This window comes from Rhodococcus sp. 008 (assembly GCF_001682295.1).
Taxonomy (GTDB): domain Bacteria; phylum Actinomycetota; class Actinomycetes; order Mycobacteriales; family Mycobacteriaceae; genus Rhodococcus_F; species Rhodococcus_F qingshengii.
On record NZ_CP012749.1, the window covers coordinates 186408 to 208908 of the forward strand.

Genomic DNA, 22501 nt, shown 5'->3' on the forward strand with positions numbered 1-22501 from the left:
GTCTACCGTGGATCTCGATGAACACGATCAACACGGACAGTCCGGTAGCTGGAGAGGTCGATCGAGCTCCGGGCTGGATCCGCCGCTTGGCGCACGCATGCTGGTTGCACCGAAGAGTTGCCATCGGCGCGCTTCTGGTGACCGTCATCGCTTCGGCGATCGACATCTCGTTTCCTCTTCTGACCCGCTATGCGCTCGACGCCGCAAGCCAGGAGAACCCAGGCAAGGTGATCGGGTTCGTCGCGCTGGCGATCGCGCTGCTCGCGGTCGTCCGCTTCGCGTGCCAGTACGGCCGACGGATGCTTGCCGGCCGACTCTCGCTCGATGTTCAACACGACTTGCGGCTCGCCTTGCTCGGCTCGCTGCAACGCCTCGACGGACGCGGGCAGGATCAGATCCGCACAGGCCAGGTGGTATCCCGGTCCATCACCGATTTACAACTCGTCCAGGGTTTGCTCGCGATGGTGCCGATGTCCGCGGGTGCGCTCCTGCAATTCGTGCTCGCGATCGGCATCATGGCGTGGCTCTCGCCGCTGTTGACTCTCGTCGCTGTCGCCGTCATCCCCGCAGTAGGGCTGGTGGTGTTCCTGATGCGACCGATGCTCTTCGCCGCAACATGGTCCGCGCAGCAGCGGGCCGCCGACCTCGCCCAACATGTCGAGGAAACCGTCACGGGCGTGCGCGTCGTCAAGGGATTCGGGCAGGAACAACGAGCCGTCGACCAACTCGAAAAGCACAGCCGCACGTTGTATTCGGAGCGTCTTCGCGCCGCGTGGTTGAACGCGAAATTCGCGCCGACCATGGCCGCCTTGCCCCAGCTCGGGCAGGTGGGAGTGATCGCTCTCGGCGGGTATCTCGCACTGCACGACAAGATCACCGTGGGAACGTTTCTCGCGTTCGCCACCTACATCGTGACGATGACCGGCGTCACCCGAACTCTGTCGTCGGTCATCGTCATGGCGCAGCTTGCGCGCGCCGCTGTCGAGCGTGTCTACGACGTCATCAACGCTCAGCCGGACATCGCCGATCCTGACCATCCGGTGGACCTGCCCGACGGTCCGCTCGGCGTCACTTTCGAAAACGTCGCATTCGGGTTCGACACCGAACGCGACGTCCTGACCGGGCTGAACCTCCGCATAGAACCGGGCGAGACCGTCGCCGTCGTGGGGCCGGCCGCGTCAGGCAAGACCGCGTTGTCCTTGCTTCTCCCCCGGTTCTACGCCCCGACTTCGGGTGTAGTGACCGTCGATACCGCGGGCGAGACGTTCCCCATCGGCGAACTGCGCACAGAACAGCTTCGTGCCGCCGTCAGCCTGGTCTTCGACGAACCTTTCCTGTTCTCGGACACCATCGCCGCCAACATCGCACTGGGGCGCGAGGACGCCTCCGACGAGGACATCCGCGCCGCAGCTGCATTGGCACAGGCAGACACCTTCATCGAGGCACTCCCGGACGGATACGACACCGTTGTCGGTGAACGAGGTCTGACGCTGTCGGGCGGCCAGCGTCAGCGCATCGCGCTTGCCCGAGCCCTCCTCGTCGACCCGCGGATTTTGGTCCTCGACGACGCCACCTCCGCGGTCGATGCGGCTACCGAAGCCGCGATCTTCGACGCGTTCCGGGCCAGACGACGGCAAACCACGCTGATCCTCGCGCACCGGCGATCCACCTTGACGCTGGCAGATCGCGTCGCGGTTCTCGACGGCGGACGGATCATCGACTCCGGAACCGTGGACGAGCTGGAAGCGCGATGTCCGCTCTTTCGCGCCCTGTTCTCCTCGCCGCCGGAACTATCCGCCGAAATCGACGAGGCCGGCCCTGACGCTTTCGGACATCAACGCCGCGAGCCCACAGCCGAGCAGCTGTGGCCGCAGGCTCCGGAATCCGAAGCCGACAGCACTACCGCTTCGGCGCAGAGTGCCGGCGGACCGATGGCCGGAGCGCTCAGCGGAATCGCGGTGACTCCGTCTCTGCGGGCAGCAGTCGACGCTCTCCCACCCGCACGCGAAGACCCCGGAATTGCTCCTGAGAGCCTGCGCGAATCGAATCCACAGTTCTCACTCCGACAGATCTTGAGGCCGGTCCGCTGGGTTCTACTGGCGGTTGTCGTGTGCCTTGCCCTGGACTCCGCCGCGGCGATCGCATTTCCCTCCCTCGTCAGATATGCGATCGACCACGGAGTCGTGACCGCAGACAGCACCACACTCTGGATCGCGACGGCGTTCGGCGCGCTCCTGGTCGCCGCAGACTGGGTCATCGTGGCGGTCATGACGGTGCTCACGGCCCGAGCCGGTGAACGCGTGCTGTTCGGGCTCCGCGTCCGCAGCTATGCACACTTGCAGCGCCTGGGTCTGGACTACTACGAACGGGAATTGTCCGGCCGCATCATGACGCGTATGACCACCGACGTCGACGCGCTCTCGTCGTTCATCCAAACCGGTATGTCGACGGCGATCGTGAGCGTCCTGACCGTCGGCGGAATTTCGATCGCCCTCCTGGCGACCGACGTGACGCTCGGCCTGGTGGCGCTGGCCGTCATCCCACCGCTCGTGGTCGCGACCGTGGTCTTCCGCAAGATCTCCTCGGTTGCCTACAGCCAGTCCCGCGAACGGATCTCGCTCGTCAATGCCGACTTCCAGGAGAACATCGCCGGTCTGCGAGCGGCTCAGGCCTACCGCCGCGAAGAAGGTGCGGCGCGTAGGTTCGCAGAACGCTCCGAGAGCTACCGCCGATCGCGGATGCGGTCGCAGCGAGCCATTTCGATCTACTTCCCTTTCATTTCGTTCCTGTCCGACCTCGCGTTGGCCGCGGTCGTGTTCGTCGGTGCGCACCAGATCGCCAACGGATCGACTTCGCCCGGCGTACTGATCGCTTTCGTGCTCTACCTCGGTCTGCTGTTCGGACCGATTCAGCAACTCTCACAAGTGTTCGATGGTTACCAACAGGCAAACGTCGGATTGCAACGAATCGGCGACCTGCTGCGCACTCGCAGTTCGATCGAGACTGCCGACAGCGAGGATTTGATCGCGATCTCCGGACGACTCGACGGCGCCGTCCATCTCGACGGGGTCGGGTTCCGGTACTCGGGTGCGGACGTCGACGCCCTCTCCGATTTCGATCTGCAAATCCCGCCGGGCACGACCGTCGCTCTGGTCGGCCGAACCGGTGCCGGGAAGTCGACGGTCGTGAAGTTGCTCGCCCGCTTCTACGACCCGACGTCCGGATCGGTCGACGTGGACGGAACCGACATCCGGAACTTCCACCTCTCGCAGTACCGACGTCGCCTCGGCGTGGTCCCACAAGAAGCCCATCTGTTCACCGGCACGGTCGCCGACAACATCGCGTACGGCAGGCCGTCGGCGTCGCACGCGGAGATCGAGGAAGCGGCACGTTCCGTCGGCGCACTGAATTCGATAGCCGACATGCGTGGAGGCATGAATCATCCCGTCGGCGAGCGCGGCCAGGGGCTCTCGGCGGGCCAACGCCAACTGATCGCATTGGCCCGTGCCGAACTCGTCGACCCGGACCTTCTGCTCCTCGACGAGGCGACCGCGACGCTCGATCCCGCGACCGAACGAATGGTGCTCGAAGCAAGTCGGTCGGTCACCCGGAAACGGACTTCCGTCGTCGTAGCTCACCGCCTCGCGACAGCTGCCCGAGCGGACCTCGTTGTCGTAGTTGACCGGGGACGTATCGTTGAATACGGCCCGCACGATGTTCTGCGGTATGCCGGTGGTCACTACTCGGGACTCTGGGATGCATCGCAGGCGCGTGAGGGGAATAATCTGACGTCGAGAACTGTCATCGAAGGCAACCCCGTCGCGTGACAGTCGGCACGGATTTGTACCGCCGAGAGGTAGTGCGCGATCGCAAGATCACGGACTTCCGTGAGACAGCTCACAAATTGTGTGCCGCACAATTGCTCGTCACACGCTCGGGCTAATCTCATGTATATAGGCGCTCTGATCGGGTACCGAAATAGAAACGAGGCGAACACCTGCCGTGAGCAGCAGTTCTACATCCCAATTCGGACAGAACCAGTGGCTGGTTGACGAGATGTACCAACGCTTCCAGGACGATCCGTCGTCCGTGGATCCCAGTTGGCACGAATTCTTGACCGATTACTCGCCGGACTCGGCGAACACGGGAGGTGGAAACGGGACTGCCTCGAACGGCAACGCGGCTGCACCCGCCGCTGTTGTAGCTCCGCCTGCTGCTCCCAAGGCCACGCCTCCCGCCCCCAAGACCGCACCTCCTGCGCCGGCTGCCAAGGCTGCCGCTCCGGCCCCCGCGAAGACGGCAGCGCCCGCCGCCAAGGCCGCCCCGGCCCAGCCCGCAGCAGCCAAGCCCGCGGCCGCTACTGCGAAGCCCGCCCCTGCCGGCGGAGCCGAGGAAACCAAGGTTCTCCGCGGCGCCGCAGCCGCAGTCGTCAAGAACATGTCGCTCTCGCTCGAGATCCCGACTGCAACCAGCGTGCGTGCCATCCCCGCGAAGCTGATGTTCGACAACCGCATCGTCATCAACAACCACCTCGCGCGTACCCGCGGCGGCAAGATCTCGTTCACCCACCTCTTGGGTTACGCGATCGTCCAGGCAGTCAACGCGTTCCCCAACATGAACCGGCACTTCGCCGAAATCGACGGCAAGCCGAACGCGGTCACGCCCGAGCACACCAATCTCGGACTCGCGATCGACCTTCCCGGAAAGGACGGCAACCGCTCACTGGTAGTTGCCGCCATCCGGAACACCGAGTCGATGAACTTCGTCCAGTTCCACGCGGCATACGAGGACATCGTCCGACGCGCCCGTGAAGGCAAGCTCACCGGCGAAGACTTCACCGGCGTCACCATTTCGCTGACCAACCCGGGCGGTATCGGCACGGTTCACTCCGTTCCTCGCCTGATGAAGGGCCAGGGCGCCATCATCGGTGCCGGCGCGATGGAATACCCCGCCGAGTTCCAGGGCGCCAGCGACGAGAAGCTGGCCGAGATGGGCGTCGGCAAGTTGATGACTCTCACCTCGACCTACGATCACCGCATCATCCAGGGTGCCGAGTCGGGCGATTTCCTGCGCACGATCCACAACCTGCTGATCAGCGACGAGTTCTACGACGAGATCTTCCACGCGCTCGGCAACCCGTACGAGCCGGTGCGGTGGCGCAAGGACGTGCCGGAAGGCGCTGTCGACAAGAACACCCGCGTTCTCGAACTGATCGCTGCATACCGTGACCGCGGCCACCTCATGGCCGACACGGACCCGTTGCAGTTCGTCAAGGACAAGTTCCACAGCCACCCCGACCTCGACGTCATCAGCCACGGCCTGACGCTGTGGGATCTGGACCGTGAGTTCAAGGTCGGCGGCTTCCACGGCCAAGAGAAGATGAAGCTGCGCGACGTGTTGAGCGTGCTGCGCGACGCGTACTGCCGCCACGTCGGCGTCGAGTACACGCACATCCTCGAGACGGATCAGCGTCAGTGGATCCAGGACCGCGTCGAGGGCCATCACGCCAAGCCTTCGGTCGCTCAGCAGAAGTACATCCTGAGCAAGCTCAACGCCGCCGAGGCCTTCGAGACGTTCCTGCAGACCAAGTACGTCGGCCAGAAGCGCTTCTCGCTCGAAGGCGCCGAAGCCGTCATCCCGATGATGGACGCCGTGATCGACCAGGCCGCCGAGCACCAGCTCGACGAGGTCGTCATCGGCATGCCGCACCGTGGCCGTCTCAACGTGCTTGCCAACATCGTCGGCAAGCCGTACTCCAAGATCTTCACGGAGTTCGAGGGCAACATGAACCCGGCAGCCGCTCACGGCTCCGGCGACGTGAAGTACCACTTGGGTGCCAGCGGAACGTACATCCAGATGTTCGGTGACAACGACATCGCTGTCTCCTTGACCGCAAACCCGTCGCACCTCGAGGCCGTCGACCCGGTTCTCGAAGGCCTGGTCCGCGCCAAGCAGGACATCCTCGACAAGGGCGAAGAAGGCTTCACCGTCCTGCCGCTCATGCTGCACGGTGACGCTGCATTCGCCGGTCAGGGCGTTGTCGCCGAGACGCTCAACCTCTCGCTGCTTCGCGGTTACCGCACCGGTGGCACCGTGCACATCGTCGTGAACAACCAGGTCGGCTTCACCACCGCTCCGGAACATTCACGCTCGTCCGAGTACTGCACCGACGTCGCGAAGATGATCGCCGCACCGGTCTTCCACGTCAACGGCGACGACCCCGAGGCTTGCGTCTGGGTTGCTCAGCTGGCCGTCGACTTCCGTGAGAAGTTCGGCAAGGACGTTGTCATCGACCTCATCTGCTACCGCCGTCGCGGTCACAACGAGGGCGACGACCCGTCGATGACCCAGCCGGCCATGTACGACGTCATCGACACCAAGCGCAGCGTTCGTAAGAGCTACACCGAGTCCCTCATCGGCCGCGGTGACATCTCGCTCAAGGAAGCCGAAGACGCACTTCGCGACTACCAGGGCCAGCTCGAACGGGTCTTCAACGAGGTCCGTGAACTCGAGAAGTTCCAGCCCGAACCGTCCGAGTCCGTCGAACTCGACCAGACTCCCCCGGCTCGCCTGACCACGGCTGTCGCTCCCGAGGTCCTCGAGCGCATCGGTGATGCGTTCGTCAACGTCCCCGACGGCTTCACCGTTCACCCGCGCGTCAAGCCGGTTGCCGAGAAGCGCCGCGAGATGGCCCGTGAGGGACATGTCGACTGGGCGTTCGCAGAATTGCTCGCGTTCGGCTCGTTGGCCGAGCAGGGTGCCTTGATCCGCCTCGCGGGTCAGGACTCCAAGCGAGGAACGTTCACGCAGCGTCACTCGGTCCTCATCGACCGCAAGACCGGCAACGAGTACAGCCCGATCGCCAAGATCGCTGCCGACGCCGAAAACGGCGGCAAGTTCATGGTCTACGACTCCGCACTCACCGAGTACGCAGGTCTGGGCTTCGAGTACGGCTACTCGGTCGGTAACCCCGACGCTCTGGTCCTGTGGGAAGCGCAGTTCGGTGACTTCGTCAACGGCGCGCAGACCATCATCGACGAGTTCATCTCTTCGGGTGAGGCCAAGTGGGGTCAGCTCTCCGACGTCGTGCTGCTCCTGCCGCACGGTCACGAGGGTCAGGGTCCGGACCACACCTCCGGTCGCATCGAGCGTTTCCTTCAGCTGTGTGCAGAAGGCTCGATGACCGTTGCGGTTCCGTCGACTCCGGCCAGCTACTTCCACCTGCTGCGTCGCCATCACCTCGACGGCATCCGCCGTCCGCTGGTGGTTTTCACGCCCAAGTCGATGCTGCGTAACAAGGCTGCCGTCAGCAACGTCGAGGACTTCACGACGGGCAAGTTCCGTTCGGTCTTCGAGGAGCCGGCATACGAGAGCGGCGAAAGCGCACGCGAATCGGTCAAGCGGGTTCTGCTGGTCAGCGGCAAGCTGTACTGGGAACTCCTGGCGAAGAAGCACAAGGACGAGCGTGACGACATCGCCATCGTGCGCATGGAGCAGCTCTACCCCGTGCCGAAGCGTCGCCTCAAGGAGACCCTGGACCGTTACCCGAATGCGGATCAGTTCCGTTGGGTCCAGGAAGAGCCCGCAAACCAGGGTGCGTGGCCGTTCCTCGGGCTGGCTCTGCCGGACCTTCTGCCGGAGACCTTGACCGGTATCAAGCGCATCTCGCGCCGTCCGATGTCCGCTCCCTCTTCGGGATCGAGCAAGGTCCACGCAGTGGAGCAGCAGGAGATCTTGGACGAGGCGTTCCTGCCGACCAACTGATCTCAGTAATTTGACAAGGGCCGGGCCCCACATTCCGCAAGGAGTGTGGGGCCCGGCCTTTCTGCGTTCACGTCAATTCGATTGCAGCAGACCCAGATCCGGCCCGGCATCGAAGCCGACGGCGGCCAGTGCCAACGCAGGTAACGACTGAACCGTCAGGTCGATCAGTTCCTCGCGGGTGATGGCGGGCGCTCGGAGCCAACTGATGGTGGCTTCCTCGACAAACGCGATCCAACCGCGAACGGCCAACTCCACCTGAGGTGTTCGAGTCAGGCCGATCTTCGGGAGCTGATCGAGGGTTCTCTTGGCCATGATGTCGCGAGTCTGCTCGAACACCTCACGCATCTGCGGATCCCCGCTGGCGGTCCCCCGGAGCAGCGAGACGTAGGTATTGCGGTTCTCGGTCACGTAGTCGACGTACGACGCCAGCACCGAGCGGAGGGTGAGCATCGGATCGTCCGACTCGCTCGGCTCGGTGCGCTGGAGCATCTGTTCACTGCTGTGTCGGACGATCGCCAGATGGAACTCGCTTTTCGACGCGAAGTAGTGGAACAGAAGCCCCCGCGAGACACCAGCCTGATCGGCGATGTCCTCGACGGAAATCTGTTCGAGCGGCCGTTCGGCCAGCATCCGCGCCCCGAGGTCGATGAGTTGCGCTCGGCGTTGCGCAGGGTCGAGCCGTGTTCGCTTTACTGCGTCCATGCCCAATAGACTACTGAATATTCGTCAATAAGCTATTGACCGTGACTCAATAAAGGCATATCGTTCCCTACATGAGTCTTCCAGTTACAGATACCTCAGCACCTGCCGCGGATACTCGCCACGTCGGCACACTGATCATCGGCAGTGGTTTCGCCGGTCTCGGTGCGGCGATCAAACTGGCACAGGCCGGCATCACCGACTACGTCGTTCTCGAGCGCGGCAACGACGTCGGCGGGACCTGGCGTGACAACAGCTACCCGGGCGCCGCGTGTGACGTGCCGTCGCATTTGTACTCGTACTCTTTTGCACTCAATCCGGAGTGGACGCGCTCCTTCTCCACTCAGCCCGAGATCTACAAGTACATCCAGTCGGTGGCCAACCGCCACAAGGTGCTCGACAAGCACATCTTCGACTGCGACGTTCTCTCCGCACGCTGGGACGAGGCGTCTGCTCGGTGGCACGTCAGCACCAACAAGGGCGAATTCGTCGCAAAGATCGTCGTCTCGGCCGTCGGCGCATTGTGTGAGCCTTCACTTCCGGACATCAAGGGCATCGACGGCTTCAAGGGCGAGATCTTCCACTCCTCGCGTTGGAACCACGACGCCGATCTGACCGGCAAGCGTGTGGCCGTCATCGGAACCGGCGCCTCGGCCATCCAGATCGTGCCGGCCATCGGCAAGAAGGTCTCGCATCTCGACGTGTACCAGCGCACGGCGCCGTGGATCCTGCCCCGCGCAGACCGCGAGTACACCAAGATCGAGCACCTCGCGTTCAAGTACCTTCCCGGCTTCCAGAAGTTGTGCCGCACCGGTATCTACTGGATGCGAGAGACGCAGGTCGTCGGCCTGGCCAAGGCGCCGGTCTTCATGAAGCCGTTGCAGTTCGCCGCCGAGCGTCACCTGAAGGCCCAGATCAAGGACAAGGATCTTCGCAAGAAGGTCATGCCCAACTTCCAGATCGGCTGCAAGCGCATGCTGATCTCGAACAACTACTTCCCCACCCTCGCCCAGGACAATGTCGACCTGGTGACCGAAGGCATCGAGGAGGTCACCGCCAACGGGATCGTCTCGAAGACCGGCACCACCCGTGAGATCGATGCCATCGTCGTGGCGACCGGATTCCACGTCACCGACTCCCCCACCTTCGCGGGAATCTTCGGCAAGGACGGACGCTCGCTCGCCGAGGTCTTCGAAGAGACCGGCATGCAGGGATACAAGGGCGCGGCAGTTGCCAACTTCCCCAACATGTTCTTCCTCGTCGGACCCAACACCGGCCTCGGACATTCGTCGATGGTCTTCATGATCGAGTCGCAGATCAACTACCTGGTCGACGCGATCGCCACCATCGACAAGTACGACATCGGCACCATCGAGGTGCGCAAGGACAAGCAGGACAAGTACAACAAGGACCTGCAGGCAGCTATGTCCAAGAGCGTGTGGAACAACGGCGGTTGCGCCAGCTGGTACATGGACAAGCACGGAAACAACACCACCCTGTGGCCTGGCTTCACCTTCCAGTTCCGCAATGCCACCAAGCATTTCGACCTCGCGGCATACCGCAGCGTCGCCACCTCGGATCTTGGCGCCGTCGGCACCGCGACCACTTCACAGATCGACCTCGACGACGAGAAGGCAGTAGCACAATGAGTGATTTTGCAGGCAAGGTCGTAGTCATCACCGGAGCGGGATCGGGCATCGGTCGCGCACTAGCACTGAACCTGGCCGGCCAGGGCGCCAAGTTGGCAATCTCCGACGTGGACACCATCGGGCTCGCCGAGACAACGCGTCTGGTGGAAGCCATCGGCGCCGAGGTGAAGTCGGACCACCTCGACGTCACCCAGCGCGAAGCGGTTCTCGAGTACGCCGACGCGGTTGTCGCCCATTTCGGCAAGGTCAATCAGATCTACAACAACGCCGGAATCGCCTACCACGGCACTTTCGAGAAGTCCGAATTCAAGGACTTCGAACGTGTCATGGACGTCGACTTCTGGGGAGTTGTCAACGGCACCAAGGCATTCCTCCCCCACGTCATCGCCTCCGGCGACGGGCACATCGTGAACGTGTCGAGCCTCTTCGGTCTGCTGTCGATGCCGGGTCAGAGCGCATACAACTCGGCCAAGTTCGCCGTTCGCGGTTTCACCGAGTCGCTTCGCCAGGAAATGCTGATCGCCAAGCACCCGGTGAAGGTGACCTGTGTGCACCCGGGCGGAATCAAGACCGCCATCGCACGCAACGCCACCGCAGGCCCGGGTGAAGATCTTGCGGTCTTCTCCGAGTTCTTCGACCGCAAGCTCGCGCGCACCACACCGGAGGACGCCGCCAAGACGATCGTCAACGGTGTTCGCAAGAGCAAGCCGCGAGTTCTCATCGGGATGGACGCAATCGCACTCGACGCCTGGGTTCGCCTCGTAGGATCGGGCTACCAGCGCATCGTCGCGATCGTCGCCGGCCGAATGATGCCCAAGTCCAGCTGAGTTCGTTTCACAGCGCAGTTCGCATATAGAGTCAGGAGCCCTGCCGGTGAGCACGTTCACCCTTCCGCTGCCCGTGGTCGCATTCTTGTTGAAGCCGTACTTCCGTCTGGCTTTCAACTCGCGGCTGCCGTATCGGATTCAACGTCTGTTGCTCGAGGCCGGGGCGCCGCTACAGCAGGTTCCAGCGGGCGCCGTCGTGCGCCCGTTGGAGCTGGCTTGCCGACCGGCAGAGAAGATCACCGTCGGCGCAACCGAGCGCCCCACCGCAGTTCTCTACCTGCATGGCGGGGCGTACACGCTGGGTTCGCTGTCCACACACCGTTCTCTCGCAGCTCATCTCGCCCGTGAGTCGTCCAGTGCGGTCTTCACCTTGGACTACCGTCTCGCGCCGGAGAATCCGTATCCCGCCGCTCTCGACGACGCGGTCTCAGCCTTCATGCAGTTGGTCACCGAGTTCGACTATTCGGAAGACCGCGTTGCCATTGCCGGCGATTCGGCCGGTGGCGGTTTGGCCGCGGCGACCGCTATCCGTCTGATCGAGCGTCACGGCGTGACCCCCGGCGCGCTTGCCCTGATCTCACCGTGGGTCGATCCCGGCGATCGGGGTGTTAACAAAAAGGCCGACCTGGTGGTCAACACAGCGTGGTCCTTCGACGCCGCCGATGCCTACCTTGCCGGAGGCGACCGTACTGATCCCGGCTACGCACCGATGCACGGCAAGCTCGACGGGTTGCCACCCACCAGGATTCACGTCGGTTCCGAGGAAGTCCTCTACCCGCAGATCATGACGTTCACCGACAAGCTCGCCGCTGCCGGCGTCGATGTGTCCCTGGTCGAGTACGCAAGACTCTGGCACGTGGCTCACGCACAGGCGTCACTGGTGAAGGAAGCAGCAGACGCCGTTTCCGACCTCGGCCAGTTCATCGCATCGAAACTGATTCGTGCCAAGGATGATTCGAGTTCAGCAGTGGGATCAAGCTCTCACTGACGGGTGGCCCACTCCGTCTATGTCACTGACGGGTGGCCCACTCCGTCCATGTCACTGACGGGTGTCCCACCAGGTGCGGGCGACTTCCGAGGCTGACGCCTTGCCGGTCCGCACCTGCTCGATCATTGCGGCGAGATCGGTGGTGGACAGTTCACCGGCAACGACGCTGAGCGCCTTGACAGCCGAATCTCCCAGTGCGCCCGCTCGAAAGAGCGGAACGACATTCTGCGCAGCCAGAACGTGATTCGAATCAGCGAGCACTGTGACGGCATCGGATTGTGCCAACGCCGACAGCGTCGTGGTTCCGAATACTTGTGCACCGGGTACGTCTGCCGGCGTTGCCTGATCGACACCGGCGAAGACACAATCGGCGCCCTCGGCCAACTGTTCCACTGCCCCGTCCTCGACGAATCTCGCGGAGACGAGCGGCGTCGCCGCGGCACACGAAGGAGCAAAGGCTTCTATCGTCTTCGCTCCCAACGACTGTGCGTATCCGGTGTCGAGTGCGAGGACCGCACGATCTTCGGCCATCGCATAGTCGGAGACCGAAAGACCCTCCGGCAGAGAGCGACTCAAGGCTTCGAAGACGTCGTCGGCCTTGCGGGCCGGGGATGACGGATCGTAGTGATCGAGCAGCGCGCCGGTGAACTCGGGCACCAAAATGACTCGCGCTGCGTCCAGAGCCTCGAGTGATTGGTTTCGGCCACCACCCACCGATTCGACGCGAGCCGACAGGCCTGAGGAGGAGAGCACCGTCGAATACACCTCGGCCAACACCGAACTCTCCACCGATGCGTCAGCAGCCACCACGATCTGGTCACGAGACTCCGCTTCGGCACCCTCTACCACCGAAACACCGTTTGCGCATCCGCTGAGAATCGGCAGGACCATCAGTGCTGCAACAACAGTCGAATACTTCGTGCGTGTGCTCTTCACCGAAATCCTCACATCCAATCCCATGGATCGAAAACCGTGCCATGTCGGTACCTATCGTTACACTTGTCGGGCGATGCGCGGTAACCAGTCCTGACGCAGCCACTCGGTGGCGGCGCCGTCGAAGTCACTCGGGTGGCTTCGCCACAAGGGAATGGTTTCCGACGCCCGAAACACGGGACGCCCGAAAAACCGGAAGGACGCTCATGCGCACCTCACGATTTCGTTCCAACCGTTGGCTCGTAGCCGCGGCAACCGTTGTCTCTCTGACTGCACTGACAGCGTGCGGTAGCAGCGACGGTGACTCCAACAGCGATCCCAACGCGATCGTCGTCGGCTCCGCCAACTTCACCGAATCCGAGACGATCGCCAACATCTACGCCGAAGCACTGCGTGTCAACGGGTTCGATGTGTCCACGTCGTTCAACGTCGGCAGCCGCGAGGCGTACATTCCGGCACTCAAGGACGGGTCCATCAGTGTCATTCCGGATTACACGGGAAATCTCCTGCAGTACTTGGATCCCGACAGCACGGCCACCAGCTCCGCTGACGTCCTCGCTGCTCTTCCCGCAGCTCTCGGGTCGGAATTGGCAATTGCGACGCCTGCATCCGCCGAGGACAAGGACGCCGTCGTTGTCACGAAGGAAACCGCTGACAAGTGGAACCTGAAGACGATCGCCGATCTGGCTCCGCATTCCGCCGAGGTCAAGTTCGGTGCTCCGGCCGAGTTCCAGGAACGTCCAGCCGGATTGCCCGGTTTGAAGTCCAATTACGGCCTCGACATCTCGGCAGCCAACTTCGTTCCGATCGCCGACGGCGGTGGACCGGCAACCGTGAAGGCTCTCTCCTCCGGTGACATCACCGCGGCAAACATCTTCACGACGTCGGCCTCCATCCCGGAGAACAACTTCGTGGTTCTCGAAGACCCGAAGAACAATTTCCCGGCTCAGAACGTGGTGCCGGTGCTGCGCGCGTCGAAGTCTTCCGACAAGTTGAAGACAGTCCTCGATGCGGTGTCCGCCAAGCTCACCACCGAAGAGTTGTTGGCACTCAACGTCCAGGTGTCCGGCGACACCAAGACGGAGCCGGCAGCGGCGGCCAAGGCGTGGGTGACGGCGCAGGGCCTCGACAAGCCGGTCTCGTAGTCACGTGATCACCTTCGAGGGCGTCACCAAGCAGTATCCGGACGGCACCACCGCCGTCGACCGTCTCGATCTCACCATCGAGGCCGAGTCGTTCACGGTGTTCGTGGGGCCGTCCGGGTGCGGCAAGACGACGTCGATGCGCATGATCAACCGGATGATCACACCGACGTCGGGCAAGATCTTCGTCGACGGTCGTGACATCGCCCAGACCGACGCGGTGAAGCTGCGTCTCGGCATCGGGTACGTCATCCAGAACGCCGGCTTGCTTCCGCATCGCACCGTGATCGACAACGTCGCAACAGTTCCGGTACTGCGCGGTGAGTCCCGCCGCGCAGCGCGCAAAGCCGCGTTGGGGGTACTCGAACGAGTCGGTCTGGACATCTCCCTTGCCACCCGCTATCCCGGGCAACTCTCGGGTGGGCAGCAACAACGTGTGGGAGTTGCGCGAGCATTGGCTGCCGATCCGCCGATCCTGTTGATGGACGAGCCCTTCAGCGCCGTCGACCCGGTGGTGCGTGAGGATCTGCAGACCGAAATGCTCCGTCTTCAAAGCGAACTGAAGAAGACGATCGTCTTTGTCACCCACGACATCGACGAGGCAGTCAAACTCGGTGATCACATTGCCGTCTTCGGTCCCGGCGGGCGGCTTCAGCAGGTGGCGGCACCTCGCGACGTGTTGGCCGCTCCGGCAACGGATTTTGTCGCCGGATTCGTCGGACGCGATCGCGGCTATCGGGGATTGTCGTTCCGCGCTGCCGACGAGGTTCCGTTGCACCCCATACGCACGGCCGTCGAGAACGAATTGAAGGCTCTACGTCTCGAATTGGGCGAATGGGTTCTCGTGGTCACGGACAACGGAACTCCGCAGGGATGGATCGACGTGACCGGCGTCGAAGGCCTGCGCTCGGGACGAACCCTTGCTCAGTCGACGTCTGCCGGTGGTTCGCTGTTCTCCCCCGGCGGCGATCTCCGCCAAGCACTCGATGCGGCAATCTCGTCGCCTTCCGGTATCGGCGTTGCCGTCGACGGCGAGGGCGCGGTCATCGGCGGGATCCTCGGTTCCGAAGTCGTTGCGAAATTGGCAGATCAGCGTCGACGCGAGGACGAGGAACGCAACCGCGTCGCCTTCACCGAGGGATTCGGGTCGTAGCGGCATGCGCTGGCTCATCGACAATTTCTCGACGGTCGTGGATTACTCGAAGACCCATCTGTATCTGGCACTGCTTCCTTTGCTGATCGGTCTCCTGATTGCCGTTCCGGTCGGAACAGCGATCCGCAACGTCAGATGGCTGCGCCGAATCACGTTGACCCTGGCGAGCATTGCGTTCACGATTCCGTCGCTCGCGCTGTTCGTCACCATCCCCCAGTTGTTCGGACTCAAGACCCTTGATCCTCTCAACGTCGTGATCGCACTCAGCGTGTATGCGACGGCACTGCTCATCCGGGCAGTCCCCGAAGCACTCGACTCGGTGCCGGACAACGTCATCGACGCCTCCACCGCCGTCGGTTTCACACCACTACGACGCGCTCTGACGGTCGAGTTGCCATTGGCGCTGCCGGTGATGATCGCGAACATCAGAGTTATTGCCGTTACCAATATTTCGCTGGTGTCAGTCGGATCTCTGATCGGAATCGGCGGGCTTGGAGTCCTGTTCAAACAAGGCTACGACCGCGACTATCCCGACCAGATCGTTGCGGGCATCATCGCGATCGTCGTGCTGGCACTGGCGCTCGATCTGATCCTGTATCTGATCGGCCGATTCCTGACCCCGTGGACCAGAACGTCGACCTCGTCGAAGGTTCCCGCCGTCCTGTCAGCCGAGGGGGAACCCGTATGAGCATCTTCACCGGGGCCTGGGACTTCATCGTCGATCCCGGAAATTGGAGCGGCGACACCGGAATCGGCACCCGCATCCTCCAGCACCTCTGGTACAGCGTTCTGGCCGTGGCACTTTCGGCTGTGATCGCGGTGCCCATCGGATTACTCATCGGCCATCTGCGTCGCGGTGAGATCGTGGTCGTCAGTCTGGTCAACGCACTGCGGTCACTGCCTACTCTCGGCCTGCTGACCTTCCTCGTTCTTCTCATGGGTCTGGGAGTGATGCCGCCGATTCTCGCCCTCGTCATTCTTGGTATTCCCCCACTACTCGCCGGCACGTACGCCGGAATCGCCAGCGTCGACCGCGGCGTCGTCGAGGCCGCACGGGCGATGGGTATGACCGAACTCCAAGTGCTCTTCCGCGTCGAGATACCCAATGCGCTGCCATTGATTCTCGGCGGACTGCGTAACGCGACACTGCAGGTGATTGCCACGGCAACGGTCGCCGCCTACGTCAACCTCGGCGGCCTCGGCCGGTACATCTTCGACGGTCTCGCGCTCTACAAGTACGACCGAGTGGTCGTCGGCGCAATCCTGGTCGCGGTTGTGGCTCTCGTCGTGGACGGCTTACTGGCGCTGGTGGTCTGGGCATCGGTTCCCGGCACCGGCAGGCTGCGCCGAACACCCGACCTCACTCGTCTGTAGCTCTCGGTACACACGAAAAAGCCCCGATCGGAACCTTGTGTGCGGGTTCCGATCGGGGCTTTCGTAGTCCCTCTTAGCTGGTCACGCCCTCAGCATGCGCTGCGGCCGCGACGGCTTCCGCTACTGCGGGTGCCACGCGAGGGTCGAGTGGGCTGGGGACGATTTTGTCCGCCGCCAACTCGTCGCCGACCACCGACAGGATTGCCTCGGCGGCAGCGAGCTTCATACCTTCGGTGATGCGACGGGCGCCGGCGTCGAGCGCGCCCTTGAAGACACCGGGGAAGGCGAGAACGTTGTTGATCTGGTTCGGGAAATCACTACGGCCCGTCGCCACGATCGCCGCGCACTTCGACGCGGTTTCGGGGTGAATCTCCGGGTCCGGGTTGGAGAGTGCGAACACGATCGACTCGGGAGCCATCGAAGCGATGAGCTCCTCGGGGATCTTGCCCGCCGAGACACCGAGGAACACGTCAGCACCTTCGAGAGCCTCGATGGCACCACCATGCAGGTCACGGGGATTGGTGCGGGCCGCGAGTTCTGCCTTCACGTCGTTGAGGTCGCTGCGCTCACCCGAGATGATGCCCTTCGAGTCCAGCACGATGACGTCGCTGATTCCGGCGGCGAGCAGGATGTTCGCGCAGGCAACACCCGCAGCGCCGGCGCCGGAGATGACGACCTTGAGTGTGGTGATGTCGCGGCTCTGGACCTTCACGGCGCCCTTGAGTGCCGCGAGTACCACGATGGCGGTTCCGTGCTGATCGTCGTGCATGACAGGGCAGTCGAGAGCTTCGATGACGCGCTTCTCGATCTCGAAGCAACGCGGCGCCGAGATGTCCTCGAGGTTGACCGCGCCGAAGCTCGGACGCAGTCGGATGAGTGTCTCGACGATCTCGTCGGGATCCTTGGTGTCGAGAACCAGCGGAATGGAGTTCAGTCCGGCAAAGTTCTTGAACAGCGCCGACTTGCCCTCCATGACGGGCAGCGACGCGCGAGGGCCGATGTCGCCGAGTCCGAGAACCGCGGTGCCGTCGCTGACCACGACGACGAGTCGGTTGGTCCACGTGTATCGATCGGCAAGGGTTTCGTCTGCAGCGATGGCGCGGCTCACCTGAGCAACACCCGGCGTGTAGGCGATCGAGAGGGCCCGCTGCGTATCGAGCGGTGCTGTGGTCTCGACCGAGAGCTTGCCACCGACGTGAGCGGCAAAGATTTCTTCGTCGGTCAACTCGACCTTGGGTACGTTGATGGCTTCAGTCACGAGGGACACGATGACACTCCTGATTAGTCCAGCCTCAAGCGGGGCTGGGTTACTGGGAAGTAATCCTTCAGACCGCTGCGAAACTACGTTCACAACGGTCAGAGATCATTTCTTCCGCGAACGACTACTGAGAAGAAGAGCATTCGGCGTGCGCGAGAAAGTGGGCCGCAATACATCCGAAGCGTCATGGTGTGGGGCGGGTGAGCCCTGGCGTATCCATGCAATCTAGGTTTCGGGAGAAATTCTGACGAAACCTGCACTTCGGGGCCGGGCTGTGGCGCCGCCTCGAAGTAACTCCAGTTTGCCACCAGAGTCGGATCACAATCAAATCCTCCAAGCGGTCGGATTCCTCACCACACTCGAACCCGAGCCGTCATCCCCACCGTGTCATCCCCACCCAGTCATCCCCACCACTGCGTCACCAACAACAGCCCCGCCACCACGAGCACGACCACCGATCCGGCAACCGCCGCGATACCCCGCCTGCGGTCGCACCAGATCTGCGCGGCGAGAGCAACCACCGAGGCCGCAATGTGCGCGGTGATCGACGTTGTTCCCGGACCCGGGAATCCGCGGTTGCCGCCCAGATATGCCGAACCGATGATCACGAGTGTCAAGACCACGATTCCGGCCGCCACGGTGCCACTCAGGGCGCGTAGAGCGCGGACCAGCAGCCATTGTCGTTTGTCGGCGGGATAGTCGTAATCGTCTTCGTACTGATAGTCCTGATATTCCTGGTACTGGTAGTCGTCCTCGTACCTGTCGTTCCGGTCGTACCTGTCGTCGTATGTCATCTCTTACGCTCCCGCGACGAATCCGCGGACTGATTCCGCAATGAGTTGAACCGCGATGGCGGCGAGCAGAAGACCGGCGATGCGTGCCAGCAGACTGATGCCACCCTCGCCCAGTATCCGGATCAGTGCGGTCGAGAAGCGCAGGACCACGAACAGCACGAGGTGGATGGACAGAATCGCCAACGCGATCGCCAGATACGACGCCGCTTCACCGTCGGCCTGGGCGACAAAGACGATGACGGCCGCTATCGCACCGGGACCGGCCATCATCGGCGTTCCCAGAGGAACGAGTGCGACGTTGACGTCGTCGGCTCCCTGCGGACGGTTGGAGGCCTTTCCGGTCAGCAGTTCGAGTGCGATGAGAAGCAGCAGCAATCCGCCGGCGCCCTGCAACGCCGGAATGCCGATGTGGAGGTAGTTGAGGATCGCCTGACCGCCGATGGCAAAGACCGAGATGACCGCCAGGGAGACGGCGGGGGCCTGCCATGCCGCTCGATTGCGATCTTCACGGCTTTTACGTCCGACGAGTGACAAGAACACCGGGATGACTCCGGGCGGGTCCATGATCACGAACAGCGTGATGAACACGGTGAGGTAGAGCGTGGTGTCGAGCATCAGCGCCCCAGTACCTCCACGCCGGTGGCAGCCGAGACGAGTTTGTCGAACTCGGCTTCGTCCGTGAGCTCGTCGCCGAGTCCGATCGTCTTGTTCTCGCCGTGGTAGTCAGAGGATCCGGTGACTGCCAAACCGAGGTCGACAGCCAGGCGGCGCAGGACGTCACGATCGTCGCTGCGATGGTCCGGGTGATCCACTTCGAGACCCCCGAGACCCAGCTCGGCCAGATCACGGATGTGGTCGAGCGCAAGCAATCCGCCGCGCGAACGCGCCCGTCCATGCGCGAGGACAGTTACTCCCCCGGCCGCTGCCACCAGTTCGACGGCGTACTCGAGCGGAGTGTCGTACTTGGGAACGTCGTATCGCCCTCGACTGGACAACAGGTCGGAGAAGGCCTCGCTGATGCTCGACACCACTCCCGCTCGCATCAGGGCCGCTGCGACGTGCGGGCGTCCGACGGACGGACCGGCGTCAGCCAAGATCTGATCGGGATCGACGGGCAGACCGTCGCGCGCCATCATGGTCGTCATCACCCGGATACGTTCGACGCGTTCGGCGCGCAGTCGCTCACGTTCTTTTGCGAATTCGGGGTGCGTCGGATCGAACAGGTACGCCAGCAGATGAACAGCGACCGGCCAGCCACGCTCACCTCGACCTTCACACGACATCTCCATTCCACGAACCAGGCTGACGCCGGCCGGCAAGGCCTGCGCCGCCTCGGCCCAGCCCGAAGTCGTGTCGTGATCGGTGATGGCGACGACGTCGAGTCCGGCGTCGGCTGCGGCGCGCATGAGGGCAGCCGGGGTGTGGGTGCCGTCCGATGCGTTGGAGTGGGTGTGAAGATCTATTCGCACTGTTCCAGTGTGTCAGCAATCGGCAACTTCATCGCGCTCCGGTGGGCGAGCCGGAAGCTGACGTACGATTACGCCGCAGCGGCAGCGCAATTCGATCAGGTGTCGCTGTAGTGCCGTTCCCCTGCCGTTCCACTGCATTACAGACCGAGAAGGAGCGAGCGTGCCAACCATGCCGTCACTGCCGAATTGGTCGAACGGCAAATCGACACAAGCCGATGCGCCCAAGATCCCCGTTCCGGCAGCCCGCGCGATCGTCGACTGCGCGGTCTACGTGGACGGCGTGCGGTTGCCGGGCAAGTACACGCACCGCGCTGCGTTGGCCGAGGTTCGTAGTCGCGACAACGCGTTCGTCTGGGTGGGCATGCACGCTCCCGACGAAGGTCAGATGCAAGATGTAGCAGCAACTTTCGGACTCCACGAGCTGATGGTCGAGGATGCCGTCCATGCACACGAGCGCCCGAAACTCGAACGCTACGACGACGTCATGTTCCTGGTGCTGCGCACGGTCGTCTACGTGCCGCACGAGTCCGTCGCGACGGCGAGCGAGATCGTCGAAACCGGCGAGATCATGGTGTTCGTCGGCCCCGACTTCGTGGTGACCGTCCGGCACGGGGATCACTCCGAACTGGCAAGCGTGCGCAAGTCACTCGAGCAGAACCCCGAGCGCCTCACCATGGGCCCGTTCGCGGTGTTGCACGCGATCACCGACCACGTCGTAGACAGCTATCTCTCCGTCATCCAACTCGTCGAACAGGACGTCGACAGCATGGAAGAGTTGGTGTTCAACCCGCGGAACACCGTTGCCGTCGAGCACATCTACCTGCTCAAACGTGAAATCGTCGAACTACGACGCTCGGTCACTCCACTCGGATTGCCACTGCTCCAGCTGACCCAGCCCGCGGGCGGCCTCGTCCCGAAGGAGATCCGGCGATACTTCCGTGACGTACGAGATCACCACACGATCGTGGCCGAACGTATCTCGGAATACGACGAGGTGTTGAGTTCGCTGGTCGACGCCGCACTCGCGAAGATCGCGGTGCAGCAAAACACCGACATGCGCAAGATCTCCGCGTGGGTCGCTATCGCCGCCGTGCCGACCGGCGTTGCCGGTATCTACGGGATGAACTTCGAGAACATGCCGGAACTCGGTTACAAGTACGGCTATCAGTCCATCCTGTTCCTCATCGCGTCGGTGTGTGTCGGCTTGTTCTTTCTCTTCCGTCGCAACAACTGGCTGTGAACCTCGCACGCTGACTCCCTGTACTTGCCACCGTCGCAGGCGGACAATGGATATGGGTACGCATTTTCATTCCGTTCCCGAAATCCATTTTGCGACAAGCAAATTCAGATCCAAGGAGAAGTGGAGGAGCAACCATGCCTACAGTCGAGCAATCCGTGGAGATCGCGTTGCCACCCAAGGACGTCTGGGAGTACATCGCCGTCGCCGAGAACTGGCCCAACTGGGAGAATTCGATGGTCGAGTGCAAACAGATCACCGACGGCCCGATGGGCATGGGAAGCCGCTGGCACGGTGTCTCGCGAATCCTGGGCAAGCGTCTCGAGTGGACATCCGAATTCACCGAGTACGACCCACCGAGATCGTCGAAATCGACGTCCGTCGAAAGTCCGGTCAGCTTCTCGCAGACCACGACCTGCGAAGAAGTCGGTGACGGCACTCGGGTCACCTACCGACTCGACAGCGAAAGCGGCCTGGGAGGAGTATTCGGCAAGATGGCCGACCCGATCGTCACGAAAGCATTTTCACGGACGGTTCGGGTAAGTCTCGAGAACTTGGCGGACATCCTCGTGCACGCCGAATGATCTGACGGACAAAGCGCCAGCGCAGCTAGAGCGAGGCAGCGGAACGGTGCGGATCGCGGATGTCGATCCCCGCCTCGGTCCACGCTTCCCTCAGTGCCTCCGCGCCGCGCAGACGCACCCAGGCGGCTTCGGTACCGGTCAGGGGGACCACACCAAGGAAGCGCACCGGGTCGAACGGCTCCGGCAGCGTCAGGTCTTCGATCCCGCTGTCACCGAGAAGCACCGCCGTGAACGCAGTGTCCTTCCACAGCGGCTCGCCCAGGTCCAACAGTGCGTCCTCGAGCAGCACGACGCCTTCGACGGACGGCGCCGCGGCCAGCACCGCGAGCGTCCTGGCCACACCTGACGCCACACCGGTGCCACCGCGCAGCGTGAGTACCAACTCGGCGCGGGGTCCGCGTGTGGGGTCTGCGACCAGTTCGTTGGGGTCGCCCATCGGATGACGCGAGCACCCCAGTGTGACGTAGCGGACCAGGCCGTCGGGTGATTCGAAACGCAGCACGTCCAGCGGTTCGACACCGAGGAACGTCACCGAGGCCGCGGTGGGGTCCGGCCCCTCGATGCTGCTGACGAGATGAGCCCGGACGGAAGATACGACGCTGTCTGACACTCGTCCATCTAAACACCGTG

General features: G+C 62.9%; 18 protein-coding genes. 11 read left to right on the forward strand and 7 right to left on the reverse strand.

What is annotated here, in order from left to right; genetic code table 11:
• Positions 1–17: 17 nt before the first annotated feature.
• Positions 18–3827: an ABC transporter ATP-binding protein gene (locus AOT96_RS00785; protein WP_065351185.1), complete on the forward strand. Its 3810-nt coding sequence runs from the start codon at positions 18–20 to the stop codon at positions 3825–3827.
• A gap of 175 nt (positions 3828–4002) precedes the next feature.
• Entirely contained in the window at positions 4003–7764 is a 3762-nt protein-coding gene (locus AOT96_RS00790; protein WP_047268983.1) for a multifunctional oxoglutarate decarboxylase/oxoglutarate dehydrogenase thiamine pyrophosphate-binding subunit/dihydrolipoyllysine-residue succinyltransferase subunit, read from the forward strand.
• 72 nt (positions 7765–7836) lie between these two features.
• Here the strand turns inward: AOT96_RS00790 and AOT96_RS00795 are convergent, their stop codons facing one another.
• Positions 7837–8466, reverse strand: a complete 630-nt coding sequence (locus tag AOT96_RS00795; RefSeq protein ID WP_007736130.1) for a TetR/AcrR family transcriptional regulator — start codon at positions 8464–8466, stop codon at positions 7837–7839.
• 71 nt (positions 8467–8537) lie between these two features.
• Here AOT96_RS00795 and AOT96_RS00800 point away from each other — a divergent pair, with 71 nt between their 5' ends.
• From AOT96_RS00800 to AOT96_RS00810, 3 genes are read left to right on the forward strand one after another with little or no spacing between them, the layout of a single operon-like run.
• A complete protein-coding gene (locus AOT96_RS00800) occupies positions 8538–10112 on the forward strand; it encodes a flavin-containing monooxygenase (protein ID WP_003945071.1) in 1575 nt (524 codons plus the stop codon).
• Positions 10109–10939, forward strand: a complete 831-nt coding sequence (locus AOT96_RS00805) for an SDR family NAD(P)-dependent oxidoreductase (protein WP_007736128.1) — start codon at positions 10109–10111, stop codon at positions 10937–10939. Before AOT96_RS00800 ends, AOT96_RS00805 begins: the two co-directional genes overlap by 4 nt.
• A gap of 46 nt (positions 10940–10985) precedes the next feature.
• On the forward strand, positions 10986–11927 hold the full coding sequence (locus tag AOT96_RS00810) for an alpha/beta hydrolase fold domain-containing protein (RefSeq protein ID WP_065351186.1): 942 nt from the start codon (positions 10986–10988) through the stop codon (positions 11925–11927).
• Positions 11928–11978: 51 nt separating this feature from the next.
• Here AOT96_RS00810 and AOT96_RS00815 read toward each other — a convergent pair whose 3' ends face one another.
• Entirely contained in the window at positions 11979–12863 is an 885-nt protein-coding gene (locus AOT96_RS00815) for an ABC transporter substrate-binding protein (protein WP_065352737.1), read from the reverse strand.
• A 203-nt stretch (positions 12864–13066) separates the two neighbouring features.
• On the opposite strand from AOT96_RS00815, the gene AOT96_RS00820 reads away from it, so the two are divergent.
• The 4 genes from AOT96_RS00820 to AOT96_RS00835 are packed head-to-tail and all read left to right on the forward strand — an operon-like array spanning position 13067 to position 16529.
• The gene (locus AOT96_RS00820) at positions 13067–14005 is read left to right on the forward strand and encodes an ABC transporter substrate-binding protein (RefSeq protein ID WP_003945094.1); all 939 of its coding nucleotides are present in this window, start codon (positions 13067–13069) and stop codon (positions 14003–14005) included.
• 4 nt (positions 14006–14009) lie between these two features.
• Positions 14010–15155, forward strand: a complete 1146-nt coding sequence (locus tag AOT96_RS00825; protein ID WP_030536933.1) for an ABC transporter ATP-binding protein — start codon at positions 14010–14012, stop codon at positions 15153–15155.
• Between the two features lie 4 nt (positions 15156–15159).
• Positions 15160–15843, forward strand: a complete 684-nt coding sequence (locus AOT96_RS00830) for an ABC transporter permease (RefSeq protein ID WP_007736121.1) — start codon at positions 15160–15162, stop codon at positions 15841–15843.
• Positions 15840–16529 (forward strand): ABC transporter permease, encoded by a 690-nt coding sequence (locus tag AOT96_RS00835; RefSeq protein ID WP_003945081.1) that lies wholly within the window; start codon positions 15840–15842, stop codon positions 16527–16529. The genes AOT96_RS00830 and AOT96_RS00835 overlap by 4 nt, the downstream gene beginning before the upstream one ends.
• 73 nt (positions 16530–16602) lie before the next feature.
• Here AOT96_RS00835 and AOT96_RS00840 read toward each other — a convergent pair whose 3' ends face one another.
• From AOT96_RS00840 to AOT96_RS00855, 4 genes are all read right to left on the reverse strand, one after another.
• The gene (locus AOT96_RS00840; protein WP_065351187.1) at positions 16603–17796 is read right to left on the reverse strand and encodes an NAD(P)-dependent malic enzyme; all 1194 of its coding nucleotides are present in this window, start codon (positions 17794–17796) and stop codon (positions 16603–16605) included.
• A 392-nt stretch (positions 17797–18188) separates the two neighbouring features.
• Positions 18189–18581, reverse strand: coding sequence for a hypothetical protein (locus AOT96_RS00845; protein ID WP_007736120.1), 393 nt, complete (start codon positions 18579–18581; stop codon positions 18189–18191).
• Positions 18582–18584: 3 nt separating this feature from the next.
• On the reverse strand, positions 18585–19199 hold the full coding sequence (locus tag AOT96_RS00850; protein WP_164490628.1) for a MarC family protein: 615 nt from the start codon (positions 19197–19199) through the stop codon (positions 18585–18587).
• Positions 19196–20050 (reverse strand): PHP domain-containing protein, encoded by an 855-nt coding sequence (locus tag AOT96_RS00855; protein WP_065351188.1) that lies wholly within the window; start codon positions 20048–20050, stop codon positions 19196–19198. The genes AOT96_RS00850 and AOT96_RS00855 overlap by 4 nt, the downstream gene beginning before the upstream one ends.
• A 169-nt stretch (positions 20051–20219) precedes the next feature.
• Here AOT96_RS00855 and AOT96_RS00860 point away from each other — a divergent pair, with 169 nt between their 5' ends.
• A complete protein-coding gene (locus tag AOT96_RS00860; protein ID WP_007736118.1) occupies positions 20220–21290 on the forward strand; it encodes a magnesium and cobalt transport protein CorA in 1071 nt (356 codons plus the stop codon).
• A 134-nt stretch (positions 21291–21424) separates the two neighbouring features.
• Positions 21425–21871, forward strand: coding sequence for an SRPBCC family protein (locus AOT96_RS00865; protein WP_065351189.1), 447 nt, complete (start codon positions 21425–21427; stop codon positions 21869–21871).
• Between the two features lie 25 nt (positions 21872–21896).
• Here AOT96_RS00865 and AOT96_RS00870 read toward each other — a convergent pair whose 3' ends face one another.
• On the reverse strand, positions 21897–22481 hold the full coding sequence (locus tag AOT96_RS00870) for a suppressor of fused domain protein (RefSeq protein ID WP_007736116.1): 585 nt from the start codon (positions 22479–22481) through the stop codon (positions 21897–21899).
• Between the last annotated feature and the right edge of the window lie 20 nt (positions 22482–22501).